Source organism: Ideonella sp. (assembly GCF_041914305.1).
GTDB lineage: Bacteria > Pseudomonadota > Gammaproteobacteria > Burkholderiales > Burkholderiaceae_C > Ideonella.
In genome coordinates, this window is sequence record NZ_JAYSDQ010000001.1 from 52,013 (window position 1) to 64,201 (window position 12,189).

Genomic DNA, 12,189 nt, shown 5'->3' on the forward strand with positions numbered 1-12,189 from the left:
CCCGGGGCCGTGCGAGACTCGACGCCGATCCGCCCCACCGTGGAGCCTGTCATGACCCCTGACAACGATCGAGACGACGCCACCATGTTCGACCTGGCCCCGGTTTCGCTGTGGCTGGAAGACTTCAGCGGCCTGCGGGCGCTGTTCGCCCAGTGGCGCGCCGAGGGCGTGAGCGACCTGCGCACCTACCTGCGCGCCGACCGCGCCCGCATCGCCCGGTGCACCCGCGAGCTGAAGGTGCTGAAGGTCAACCGCCGCACGCTCGAGCTGTTCGGCGCGCCGGACCAGGCGACGCTGCTGGCCAACCTGGGCAAGGTGTTTCGCGACGACATGCTGGACCACCATGTCGACGAGCTGGTGCAGCTGTGGAACGGCGCGCGCAGCTACACCAGCCAGACCGTGAACTACACGCTCGACGGTCGTCGGCTCGACGTCAACCTGCAGGTGCGTGTGCTGCCCGGCCACGAGCAGGGCTGGGACCGCGTGCTGCTGTCGCTCGAAGACCTGAGCGTGCGCGAGCAGGCGCGCCAGGCGCTGCAGCGCAGCGAGCGTTATGCGCAAGGCCTGTTCGAGCATTCGCCGGTCTCGCTGTGGGTCGAAGACTTCAGCGCCGTCAAACGCCTGATCGACGAGGTGCGCGAGCAGGGCATCGAAGACTTTCGCGTCTTCACCGACGTGCACCCCGAGTTCGTCGACCGCTGCATGGCCGAGATCCGCGTGATCGACGTCAACACGCAGACCTTGACGATGTTTCGCGCGCCCGACAAGACGGCGCTGCTGCGGCGCCTGCCCGACATCTTTCGCGACGAGATGCGCCGCCCGTTCACCGAGCAGCTGATCGACCTGTGGGCCGGCAAGCTGCACCAGCAGCGCGAGACGGTGAACTACGCGCTCGATGGCGAGATGCTGCATGTTCACCTGCAGTTCGCGGTGCTGCCGGGGCATGAGCGCGACTGGTCGCTGGTGCAGGTGTCGCTGACCGACATCACCGCCCGCAAGCGCGCCGAGAGCTACCTCGAATTTCTCGGCAAGCACGATGCGCTGACGAAGCTGCGCAACCGGTCGTTCTTCGACGACGAGCTGAACCGGCTCGAACGCAAGCAGATCCACCCGGTCGCGATGCTGGTGATCGACCTGAACGGCCTGAAGCAGGTCAACGACGAGCGCGGCCACCGCGCGGGCGACGCACTGCTGCGCCGCACCGGCGAGGTGCTGGCCAAGGCCACCCAGGCGCCGGCGACCGCGGCGCGCATCGGCGGTGACGAATTCGCGGTGCTGATGCCCGGTGGCGACGAGCACGCGGCCGAGGCCTTCCTGGCCACGCTGCACGAGCTGGTCGAGCTGAACAACCAGTTCCACAGCGGCGACCCGCTGCGCTTCTCGGTCGGCACCGCGATCTCGCAGGCCGGCGAGCGGCTCGAAGCGGCGCTGCACCGCGCCGACGCGCAGATGTACCGCCAGAAGAAAGCCTTTCACGCCAATGCCGAATTCGACCGGCGCAAGGACACTGAATGACCATCACCGTTCACCACCTGAACAACTCGCGCTCGCAACGTGTGCTGTGGCTGCTCGAAGAGCTGGAGCTGCCCTACGAGATCAAGCACTACCAGCGCGACCCGAAGACGATGCTCGCGCCGCCGGAGCTCAAGGCCATCCACCCGCTGGGCAAGTCACCGGTGGTGACCGACGGCGCCACGGTGCTGGCCGAGTCGGGCGCGATCATCGAGTACCTGCTCGACGCTTACGGCGAAGGCCTGCTGCGGCCCGCGCCCGGCACGCCCGAGCGGCTGCGCTTCACCTACTGGCTGCACTTTGCCGAGGGCTCGGCGATGAACCCGTTGCTGATGAAGCTGGTGTTCAACCGCATCGTGACCGCGCCGATGCCCTTCTTTGCCAAGCCCATCGCCAAGGGCATCGCGAAGAAGGTGTTGACCAGCTTCGTCGACCCGAACATCCAGAGCCAGCTCGACTACATGGAGGCCGAACTCACCAAGAGCGAATGGTTCGCCGGCAAGAAGTTCAGCGCCGCCGACATCCAGATGAGCTTCCCGCTCGAAGCCGCCGCACAACGCGCCGGGCTCGATGCGAGCCGGCCGAAGTTGATGGCGTTCTTGAAGCGCATCCATTCGCGCCAGGCCTACCAGCGCGCACTGCAGCGCGGCGGGCCGTATGACTTTGCGCGGGATTGACGGGGCAGGGCGGGGGCGGGAAAAGAAAAAAGGGCGGGGATCAACCCGCCCTTGAAATTGCTCGGCATGCAGGCCCGAGCGAGGAGTGTCTTGCCTAGCCGAAGCTCACATCTTCACGCGCAGCGTGAGGTAGTACTGGCGACCGTTTTCGTAGATCGACCGAGGCTGGTCTTCGTTCAGGGCGTAGTACTTCAACTTGGGATTGTTCAGGTTGCGGCCGTCGAGAGAGATCGAGAACGTGTCGTTGATCTTGTAGCCAAGCGTGGCCGACAGATTGCCCACGTCGTCTTGCGAGAAGGCGGTCGAGCGATCGAGCCCGCTGTAGAACTTCGAACGGAAGCTGTAGTTCACGCGGGCGCTGAAGTAGTCGTTTTCATACGAACTGCCCAGGCTGTAAGAGTTTTTCGACGCGCCGACGAGCGGTTTGCCACCCTTCTCTTTCGCGTCCACATAGGTGTAGTTCGCGGTCAGCGAAATGTTCGACGTGACCGGCTGCTCGTAAGCGAGTTCGAAGCCGCTGGCCCGACCCTTGGTGTTCACCGGCACGGTCAGCACATAGGTGTCCAGCGAACCGTTCGGGTTCTGTGCGCTGTATGTCATGAACTCCTTGCTGACCTGGCCGTAGCCGATGTAGCTCGCCAGATCCATGTGGAACGCGGCGACCGACAGCAGCGAGCGTGGCGCGAAGTACCACTCGACCGCGGCGTCGAAGTTGTTCGAGCGCACGGGCTTCAGGTCCGGATTGCCGCCAGAGCCCGTGCCTTCGCCTCCGGCGACGGCCGGCGGCGACAGTGCCACCACGCCGGCCAGGGCGGAATAGTCGGGTCGGGTCATGGTGCGAGAGGCCGCAAAGCGCGCGACCATGTCCTTGCTGAGGCTGACACGCAGGTTGGCACTCGGCAGCGCATCGCTGTAGGTGTGCTCGGTGACCACGGGCAGGAACGGGCCGAAGGCCGACGTGGTGATCGCGCCCGGCGTGGTGGCACTGACGGCCGTGTTGTTCACCACTCGCTCGCGAGTCTGTACCAGGCGCATGCCGACGTTGCCGGACCAGCCTTCGCCGGACAGATCGCCCTGCACATAGACGGCGCTGCTGCGTTCCTTCAGGCCGTACTCCGAGTTCCAGTCCTCGCGCGAGCCATCGGTGGCGCGGTTGGTGAACTTGTCATTGAATGCTGCCAGTTGCTCTGGCGAATAGAACCACGCGTTGCGCGGGAAGTTGCCGCCCAGACCGCCGCCGAAGTTGCTCGGGTTGTTCGAGTAGCCGCCGGTCGGGAAGTTGGCGGGGTCGAACGGAGACTGCGTTCCCGCTGGGCAGAAGTACTGCTGAGACCAATCGAAGGCCACAGTGTTGCCCGCAGAGTCTTTGCAGCCCGGGCCTTGGCCGACGACGCCATGCGACTCGCGGCTGTGCTGCGCGTTTCGCAGGCCGAACTTCACACCAGTCAGTGCGCCCGCGTCGAGGCTCAGGTCGCCGTCAAACTGGAACCAATCTTCCTTGTCCCGCACCTTGACGAACTGGTCGCCGAAGATCCAACCCAGAGGTACGCCGGAGGGGCTGGCATTGTTCGCGTTGCCGAGAGACCAGTCCGCCGCGTGATCGGTGCCGTTCAGTCCCCAACTGCCGCCAGAGCCGATGCCGGTGTTCCACTCGGCCACGTCTTGCGTCGGTGTCTCACCGGTGCCGCGTGTGGTGCCGATCTTGGTCAGGAAGGTCAGGTTCTCGGTGGCACGGACCTTGGCGTCGAAATTGACGAACGACGAATCTGCCTTCGAGTCGGGGCGCGAGATCTGGTCGTACACGCCGTACTGCGTGCCGGCCACCGGCGCAAAGCTGGCCGAAACGAGCGTGCCGTTGCGCACCACATAGCCTGCATCAGGCGATTGGCCGGCACCCTTGTTGAGGAAGTGCGTGTTCCACAACAAGTAGTTGCGGTTGTAGTTCGGCGCATCCATCGTCGACGCAAAGCCGGTCAGGTCGAGCGTCAGGTCTTTCGACGGCTTGAGTTGGACGTCGATCAGGCCGCCGGTGCGCGTACGTTGTTGCTCGAACAACGCAGCGCCGACCATCGTCGGATACCAGACCCCCGCCAGATCGGGGTGTAGGTTGGCCACGGCGCTGCCGGGGGCGATCTGCTCGTAGCCCAACAGCTCCTGGCCGTCGCGACGCAGGTGACGCTTTTCGGAGAAGGCCTGGGCCAGGATGCCGAAGGTGCTGGATTCGTTCTTCCAGTTCAGCAGTGCGCTGAGCTGCGCATCGGTCTTCTGGGGAAGGTCTGCGTAGACGACGCCGACGTTGCCTTCCAGAGTGAGCGGGTTGCGGAACTCCAGAGGCTTGCGCGTCACGATGTTGACCGTGCCGACCACGCCGCCTTCAATGTCGCTCGCCTGTGCGCTCTTGTGGATGACCACCTGGCCCACCAACTCTGAGGGCAGCAACGAGTAGCTGACGCTGCGGCCGACCGTGCCCGTCTGGTTCAGCACGAACCAGTCACCTGACGACACGGCGTGGCCGTTGATCATCGTCTGGGTGAGGCTTGGGTTGGTGCCGCGCATGCTGACGCGGTCGTTCTCATCGAAGCCACCTTCGTTGGCGCCAGCTGAGCTGATCGTCACGCCGGCCACCCGCTGCAACGAGTCGGCGACGTTCTTGTCGGGCATCTTGCCTACGTCTTCGGCCGTGATCACATCGACGTGGGTGTCGGCGTCACGTTTGACCTGCAACGAGCGCTGCATGGACGCGCGAATGCCGATCACCTCGACCCGCTCAACCTTGTCATCGCCGGCCGCTGTGGCTGCCGGTGTGGTTGCCGCGGGCTGCGGTGCCGTTTGCGCGACCGCCGCGGTATGAAGCAGAAACATGGCCGCCGCCGCGGCAATCGGTGTGAGCTGAGCTTTCATGGGACCCCTCCAGAGCAGTTAGCGAACATCTGATGCGTACCAATGTACGACCATTGAATGCCACTTAGCTACCACTTTTTACTAGGGGAAACGCCTTACGTAGCCGCTGGTCTCTTGAGTGGACCGCAAGCCGCCCCAGAAATGGGAGTCGACATGCGCCATTGCGGGGCGTCTGGCAGGTGTGGCCGTCGGGTAGGGAACCAGCGTTTCTACTAGGTGGTACCACACTGGCATGTATTGGTATCATAGTGGCATGCATCGGTGCGTTAAGGGCTGTAATGCCAGTGCACTGCACAGTCCACTCCGATCGAGGTGCGAGGGCGCCTTGGGAGTCCTATCGCCGGCCGAGGTGCATCAAGAGGTCCAACCCGAAGGTGATGAACATGAATAGCAAGCCCACTCCCATCGCTGCAGCCGTCGCGCTCTTGCTGATGGGGGCCGCCCTGGCCGTCCAGGCGCAGCAATCCCAGACGCCAGCCGCCCCGGCGGCGGCCGATGCCGATGCGGGAGCCACCAAGATCGTGGTCACCGGCATCCGCGCTTCGCTGGAAACCGCCGTCAACGTCAAGCGCAATGCCAACGCCGTGGTAGATGCCGTGTCTGCCGAAGACGTGGGCAAGTTGCCGGACTCGGACGTGGGCGAGAGCCTGGGCCGCATCCCGGGCGTGGCGGTGGGCCGCGATTTCGGCCAGGGCGCCTCGGTGTCCATCCGCGGCACCGACCCGCAGATGACCTACACCACATTGAACGGGCAGACGGTCGCCTCCACGGGCTGGTATGACCAGAAGGCGGTCGATCGGTCGTTCAACTACTCGCTGCTGCCTTCAGAACTGATCGGCGGCCTGGAGGTGTACAAGTCGTCGCAGGCCGATTTGACCGAGGGTGGCATCGGCGGCACGGTGATCGTCAAGACGCGCAAGCCGCTGGACATGGACGCCAACACCATCTTCGGCAGCGTCCATTACGGCACGGGCACCATCAGCGATCCGAGCTACGAGGCGTCGGGCCTGTACAGCTGGAAGAACGAAGCCAAGACCTTCGGCGTGCTGATCGCCGGCGCCTGGGAGAAGGGCGACTACATCCGCCGTGGTGTCGAGGCCGACATGCGCTGGTCCGGCGACGTGGCACCCACCACCTTCGTGCAAGAGCGCGAGCGCCAGGCCTTGAACGTGACCTTGCAGGCTCGCCCGGCCCAAGGTGTCGATCTGGGCCTGAACTACCTGCACCTGAACCTGGACGCCAACAACTCCAACACCAGCCACTACATCTTCACGGGCAACTCCGGCACCTGCGAGAAGACCAACGCCTCGGGCTTGTGCGTGCTGCACCACCGCGACGTGGCCACTCCGGCGACGGACAACGTGTTCCTGCAGAACTGGGTGCGTTCCGCATCGATGTCGTCTGAAAGCCTGGTGCTCGATGGCTCGTACCGTGGCGACGGCTTCAAGGTGTCGGCCATCGGCGGTACGACCAAGGCCGAGGGTGGCACGGACCAGACCGCCAACTTCGCCTATGGCAGCTGGACGCCGGGCGCGACACTGCCCTACTGGACCGGCACGATCGACGCGCAAGGGCACCAGATCAAGGTTCATCCCTCGTCTGACCAGACGATCGGCGTCGGCAACCTGCCGGACACCTCGTCACCCGAAACCTGGGCCTCTGGCCGCGGGCCCAATTCCGACAAGGAGGACTTCCTTCAACTGGACGGCGACTTCAACGTCGACTGGGGTTTGTTGACCTCCTTCAAGACCGGCGCCCGTGCGACCAAGCACACCTTCACCCGCACCGGCCAGCGTGGCGTGCATGCGGCCACGGCGATTCCGGGCGATTCTGCGGACCTGTACAACGGCTCGCTCGACGTGGCGGGCGGCTGGAGCGTGCCGCGCCCGGACATCGACGCGATGCTGTCGCTGGCCTCGGACAACATCACCAAGTGGGTGGACGACCGTTCGGCCTACGCGCAGCTGCAAGAGAAGAACAGCGCGCTGTACGGCATGTTCGAGTTCGAGAAAGACGCACTGCACGGCAACTTCGGCCTGCGCTACATCCGCACCAACGTCTCGGCCACCGGCTATGTCTTCGACGGCACGCCGACCACCGACATCGGCCAGAACAACGGTTGGAGCACCGACAAGACGACCAAGAGCGCGACCTACAGCGAGGTGTTGCCGAGCCTGAACGCCGTCTACGACCTGAGCCGCAGCACGAAGCTGCGCTTTGCCGCTGCCCAGGCGATCACGCGCCCGAACTTCGACAACATGTTCCTCACGTCCGTGGTCGGCTTCGACGACACGAACGCGAGCAACGATGCCTTCAACTACGGCTCGCCTGGCTTGAAGCCGCAGAAGTCCACCCAGCTCGACTTCGGCTTCGAGTACTACTACGGCCGCGGCAACCTGCTGGCCGCGTCGATCTTCCACAAGCGGATCGACAACTTCGTCACCACCCAGACCTTGCTGAACCAGAAGGTCGGCGTCATCAGCCCCGACACCGGCGTCGACAACTGGACCATCAACCGGTACATCAACGCTGGCGGGGGCCGCATCAACGGCATCGAGCTGCAGGGCAACCACGCCTTCGGCAACGGCTTCGGCGCGGCGCTCAACTACACCTATGCCGACGCCAAGGCGCCGTCCACCAGCTACCAGGACGAGCTGAACATGTTCACGCTGTCCTCGCGCCACACCGCCAACCTGGTGGGCTACTTCGAGAACGAGACCTACTCGGCCCGCCTGGCCTACAGCTGGCGCTCCAAGTACATGGTTCGCGAGACCGGCTGGTACGGCAACCGCATGCACGACGCCATCGGCAGCCTGGACCTGAGCCTGGGCTGGAACATCAACAAGAACCTGCGCCTGTCGCTGGAGGCGGTCAACCTGACCGCGGAAGACGACGTGCAGTACGGTGCCGGCGATGCGCCCGCGCAGCGCGCTTCGCTGCAGAACGGGTTCCCGGCCTGGTCGTTCGAGGGCGAGACCACCTACCGTGTGGGCCTGAGCGTCAAGTTCTGAACGAGCAGGTGGCTCTGACCACATTCAGACAAGCCCGGCCTCGGCCGGGCTTTTTCGTGATACTGGTGAATCGCCGCTCCGTACTGTCACGATGAGTTCTCCCTTTGCCATCCGCATGCCTTGCGACGTCCAATCGGTGACCGTCGGCGGCCAGACCATCGTCTTTGTCGACGATTTTCTGGAAGACCCGCACAGCTTGGTCCAGGCGGCGTGCAACAGCCGCTTCGAGCCTGCCTCGCCCGCCGCCGAGCAAAAGGGCTATCCCGGCCTGCGGGCGCCGGCCCCGCTGGCCTACACGCAGGTGATCACCGGGCTGCTGGATCCGCTGATCAAGGTGAACTTCGGCGTGCCGGAGCAGCTGCCGGTCAAGGTCGGCCTGAGCGCTTTTTCCCTCACCACCACCTTGCCCGATGCGTTGGGCCCTTTGCAGCGCACGCCCCACTTCGATGCCAGCACCCCGCACCACATGGCTGCGCTGCTCTACCTGTGCGACCAGACCCATGGCGGCACCGGTTTCTACCGCCACAACGCCACCGGGCTGCAACGAATCACGGCCGACAACCGCGAGCGCTACCTTGACGCCTACCACGAGGAGGTCAACCACCGCCGCCCGCCGGCTCGCTATTTCGACCGGTCGGACGAGCAGTTCACCTTCCTCGGGATGATGCCCGCGCGCTTCAACCGCCTGGTGATCTATCCCGGGAGCCTGCTGCACAGTGCCTGCATCAACCCGGCCCGTAGCCTGAGCAGCGATCCCCGCCAGGGGCGGCTGACGGTGAATACCTTCTATGACTTCTGAATTCGGCCGGCGACAATCCGGCTCCATGAACACGTCCCCCGCGACCTTGGTCGAGCGTTTGCTCGCCGCGCTCGACAGCACCGCCAGCCAGCCGCTGTACCAGCAACTGCAGCGCGCGCTGCGCGATGCGATCGAAAGCCAGTTCCTGGCGGCCGACGATGCGTTGCCGTCCGAGCGGCAACTGGCGGCGGATCTGGGTGTTTCGCGCATCACTGTGCGCAAGGCAATCGATGGCCTGGCCGAAGAGGGGCTGCTGGTCAGCCGCCAGGGCTCGGGCAACTTCGTCAGCTCGCGCATCGACAAGAACTTCGCCAAGCTGACCTCGTTCTCAGAGGACATGCGCGCCCGCGGCCGCACGCCGCGCAGCGAGTGGCTGAAGCGCACCACGGGCACGGTGTCGCCCGAAGAGGCGCTGAAGCTGGCGCTCAGCCCGGGGTCGACGGTGTACCGCTTCCACCGCCTGCGCTTTGCCGACAACGCGCCGATGGCGCTCGAATACGCGACCGTGATCGCCAGCGCGCTGCCGTCGCTGGACGCGGTGCAAGAGTCGCTGTATGACGCGCTCGAAGCCAACGGCCACCGCCCGGTGCGCGCGTTGCAGCGCCTGCGTGCGCTGCTGTTGAACGACGAGCAGGCGGCGCTGCTGCAGGCCCAGCCGGGTGACGCGGGCCTGCTGGTCGAGCGCCTGGGTTATCTGCGCGACGGTCGCGCGGTCGAACTCTCGCAGTCGTTCTACCGCGGCGACACCTACGACTTCATCGCCGAGCTGGCGGCGAATTGAGGCCCCCACGGCCCCTCCCGGGGCCTGCCCCCCGAGGGGGCTCGCGCAGCGGACCGGCAGAGCCGGATCCGCGCACGCCACTTGATGGGCGGCGTCGCTCCGCGCGCCTGGATCATCAGCGCACGGTCAACAGGAACGCGATCAGGTCCTCGCGCGCCTTGGCGTCGGCCAGGCCGTCGTACTTCATCGTGCCGCCGGGCACCGCGACCTTGGGCTGTTCTACATAGGCCGAGACGTTGGCCTCGGTCCACGGCTGGGTGCGGGCCTTCATCGCGTCCGAGTAGTTGAAGCCGGCCACGCTGGCGGGGCGGCGGCCGATCACGGCGAAGATCGACGGGCCCTTCTTGTTCTTGCCCTCTTTCAGGCTGTGGCATTCGGCGCACTGTTCGGCGAACACGGCCGAGCCCACCTTCGCGTCGCCGGCGGCCTGGGCCGGCACCCACGCCAGGCCGAGGCCGAACAGGCCCAGGCTGGCGAGCAGGGCGGGGGCCCAGCGCCGGCGCTGGCCGGCGCGGGCCGCGGCCCGCGTCTTGGTCGAGGTCAGAACGAGGTCCATGCAAACAGGAACAGCGTGTTGTTGTCGGCCGCGTCGCGACCGGCGCCGTCGTAGTTGTGGCTGGCGCCATTGAACTTCGAGAAGCTGGTGTACTGGGCGCCCAGGCGCAGGTTGGCCCACGGCGCGGCCCACGAGTCTTCCTTGCCCCAGGGTGTCCAGTCGACCTGGATCACGTGGCCGACGGTGTCGGGCTTGAAGCCGACATTGCCGCCATACAGCACCGTGTCGGCGCTGCCCGTGGTCTTGAAGTAGCCGAGCGACGCGCCCCAGGTCTGCTGGAAGTAGTAGCTCGCGTTGAGCTTCAGCTCGTGCAGGTTGCCGCCGGCCTTCGCGGCTTCACCGGCGGCCACCATCGCGTTCAGGCGCTGCCGCTCGCTCAGGTAGCTGCCCTGCAGCGTGAAGATGTGCTCACGCGTACCCAGCCATTGGTACTGACCGTCGATGCCGACATCGTCGTAGCGGTTGCTCGGGGTGCCCGACGCGCGATCGGGCGACACGCTGCTGCGCAGGCCGAACAGTCCGGCCGACCAGGCCTGGCTCTTGTGGTCCTCGAACCAGGCCAGGCGCCAGTAGGCGGTGTCGCCGCCCAGGCGGCCGGGGTCGTCTTCGCGGCCCAGGCCGAACTTGGATTGCATCGTGGGCGACAGCGACCGGTAGGTGCCCAGCTCGGCGTACCAGCGGTTGTCGTAGAAGGCGTAGCCCGACAGGCCCAGCACCCGCTGCTCGAGCGCGCCGTTGACCAGCGAGCCGGTCTCGGGCCCACCGAAGCCGAAGGCCGAGCCGGCGAACGGAAAGCCCCACACCGGCATCGTGTTGAACGGGTCCTGCACGCCGGGGTTGTTGTTCAGCGAGGCGCCGAGGACCAGGTCCTTGCCGCTCAGGTCGGTGGCGTGGGCGAAGCGCAGGTCCATCTGGTCGAGAGCCGTCGACTTCTCGATGCCGTCGTAGGTGATCTGCACGAACGCGCCGAGCTTGTCGGCCAGCTTGCCGGCGACGAACAGCGACGCTTCATCGAGCGCGGTGTTGTTGTTGGTCTTGTAGCCGGCGGGCGCTTCGTCGAGCGCCTTGTCGGTGTGGGTGTTGGATGCGACCACCATGCCCGACAGCGGCACGTGCCCGTCCTTGCCGTCGCTGTCGGTGTAGCCGCCCAGCTTGAACTTCACGCCGAACGGCGTCAGGTGCGGCCCGTAGGCGCCCACGTGGCAGGACGCGCAGTCCTGCCCGGTCTGCCGCGCAAAGCTCGGCACTGCATGGCTGGTCATCGGCGCTGCCAGCACCAGGCTGCCCCACAGGGCGGCCAGGCCCAGCCGAAATCGTCGGCGCATCGTCATGTGATCTCCTCGTGTTGTGAAAAGAAAAGCAAATCAGGTCCGGCTGCGCACCCAGGGCGCCATGGCAGCCAGCACGTCGTTTCTGCGGGCCCAGTGGTGCCACAGGGCCGCTGCGGCATGCAGGGCGACGAGCCCGGCCAGCAGCCAGGCCAGCGTGCCGTGCCATTCCTCCAGGCTGTCGGCCCAGTCCAGGTCTTGCGCCACCAGCGGCGGCAGGCTGCCGAGCATCGGCAGCGTGACGAGGTGGCCGCGCGCATTGGTCAGCAGCATGCCCAGCACCGGCAGCGTGAGCAGCAGCACATACAGCAGCCCATGCACTGCCGCGGCGGCCCAGCGCTGCGCGCGGCTCGTCGTGGCCATCGGCTTGGCCATCGGCTGGCGCCAGCGGAACAGCAGCCGCCCGATCGCCAGCAGGCCGATCAGCAGGCCCAGCATGCGGTGCACGTTGAGCAGCCCGGCGCGCAAAAAGTCACCGTCTGCCACTTCTCGCAACAACACCAGCGAGAAGGCCAGCAGGATCGCGAGCACCGTCAGCCAGTGCGCAGCAACGATCGCGTTAGGGTGGCGCGCGATGGCCCGCGCCGAGGCGGCAGGAGAAGTAGGGTCGGACATGGTCGGGCG

Annotated in this window: 9 protein-coding genes; 5 read left to right on the forward strand and 4 right to left on the reverse strand. The window is 65.9% G+C overall.

The genetic code is table 11. The annotated features are described in order from the left end of the window. The first annotated feature begins 51 nt into the window (after positions 1–51). Positions 52–1,515 carry a diguanylate cyclase domain-containing protein gene (locus tag ACE3SG_RS00250; protein WP_374561833.1) on the forward strand — a complete coding sequence of 488 codons (1,464 nt, stop codon included), beginning with the start codon at positions 52–54 and terminating at the stop codon, positions 1,513–1,515. Then, entirely contained in the window at positions 1,512–2,189 is a 678-nt protein-coding gene (locus tag ACE3SG_RS00255) for a glutathione S-transferase (RefSeq protein ID WP_374561834.1), read from the forward strand. The genes ACE3SG_RS00250 and ACE3SG_RS00255 overlap by 4 nt, the downstream gene beginning before the upstream one ends. A gap of 105 nt (positions 2,190–2,294) precedes the next feature. Here ACE3SG_RS00255 and ACE3SG_RS00260 read toward each other — a convergent pair whose 3' ends face one another. Beyond that, positions 2,295–5,090: a TonB-dependent receptor gene (locus ACE3SG_RS00260; RefSeq protein WP_374561836.1), complete on the reverse strand. Its 2,796-nt coding sequence runs from the start codon at positions 5,088–5,090 to the stop codon at positions 2,295–2,297. A gap of 383 nt (positions 5,091–5,473) precedes the next feature. On the opposite strand from ACE3SG_RS00260, the gene ACE3SG_RS00265 reads away from it, so the two are divergent. The 3 genes from ACE3SG_RS00265 to ACE3SG_RS00275 all read left to right on the forward strand — a co-directional run bounded on the left by ACE3SG_RS00265 (position 5,474) and on the right by ACE3SG_RS00275 (position 9,681). Then, positions 5,474–8,101 carry a TonB-dependent receptor gene (locus ACE3SG_RS00265; protein WP_374561838.1) on the forward strand — a complete coding sequence of 876 codons (2,628 nt, stop codon included), beginning with the start codon at positions 5,474–5,476 and terminating at the stop codon, positions 8,099–8,101. A 136-nt stretch (positions 8,102–8,237) separates the two neighbouring features. Next, positions 8,238–8,900 (forward strand): DUF6445 family protein, encoded by a 663-nt coding sequence (locus ACE3SG_RS00270; protein WP_374561840.1) that lies wholly within the window; start codon positions 8,238–8,240, stop codon positions 8,898–8,900. A gap of 25 nt (positions 8,901–8,925) precedes the next feature. Further along, positions 8,926–9,681, forward strand: a complete 756-nt coding sequence (locus ACE3SG_RS00275; RefSeq protein WP_374561841.1) for a GntR family transcriptional regulator — start codon at positions 8,926–8,928, stop codon at positions 9,679–9,681. Between the two features lie 115 nt (positions 9,682–9,796). On the opposite strand, the gene ACE3SG_RS00280 is transcribed toward ACE3SG_RS00275, so the two are convergent. Genes ACE3SG_RS00280 through ACE3SG_RS00290 form a run of 3 tightly spaced genes read right to left on the reverse strand, consistent with a single transcriptional unit; the run spans position 9,797 to position 12,180 of the window. After that, complete coding sequence (locus ACE3SG_RS00280; RefSeq protein ID WP_374561842.1) at positions 9,797–10,237, reverse strand: cytochrome c family protein; 441 nt, start codon at positions 10,235–10,237, stop codon at positions 9,797–9,799. Next, a complete protein-coding gene (locus tag ACE3SG_RS00285; protein ID WP_374561843.1) occupies positions 10,222–11,568 on the reverse strand; it encodes a cytochrome c1 protein in 1,347 nt (448 codons plus the stop codon). The genes ACE3SG_RS00280 and ACE3SG_RS00285 overlap by 16 nt, the downstream gene beginning before the upstream one ends. Before the next feature lie 33 nt (positions 11,569–11,601). Beyond that, on the reverse strand, positions 11,602–12,180 hold the full coding sequence (locus ACE3SG_RS00290; protein WP_374561844.1) for a cytochrome b: 579 nt from the start codon (positions 12,178–12,180) through the stop codon (positions 11,602–11,604). Positions 12,181–12,189: the final 9 nt, after the last annotated feature.

Bases quoted from the DNA above. Each gene is read 5' to 3' on its own strand.
- ACE3SG_RS00275 (WP_374561841.1), top strand. From the start codon at position 8,926: ATGAACACGTCCCCCGCGACCTTGGTCGAGCGTTTGCTCGCCGCGCTC.
- ACE3SG_RS00290 (WP_374561844.1), bottom strand. From the start codon at position 12,180: ATGTCCGACCCTACTTCTCCTGCCGCCTCGGCGCGGGCCATCGCGCGC.
- ACE3SG_RS00280 (WP_374561842.1), bottom strand. From the start codon at position 10,237: ATGGACCTCGTTCTGACCTCGACCAAGACGCGGGCCGCGGCCCGCGCC.
- ACE3SG_RS00260 (WP_374561836.1), bottom strand. From the start codon at position 5,090: ATGAAAGCTCAGCTCACACCGATTGCCGCGGCGGCGGCCATGTTTCTG.
- ACE3SG_RS00285 (WP_374561843.1), bottom strand. From the start codon at position 11,568: ATGACGATGCGCCGACGATTTCGGCTGGGCCTGGCCGCCCTGTGGGGC.
- ACE3SG_RS00265 (WP_374561838.1), top strand. From the start codon at position 5,474: ATGAATAGCAAGCCCACTCCCATCGCTGCAGCCGTCGCGCTCTTGCTG.
- ACE3SG_RS00250 (WP_374561833.1), top strand. From the start codon at position 52: ATGACCCCTGACAACGATCGAGACGACGCCACCATGTTCGACCTGGCC.
- ACE3SG_RS00255 (WP_374561834.1), top strand. From the start codon at position 1,512: ATGACCATCACCGTTCACCACCTGAACAACTCGCGCTCGCAACGTGTG.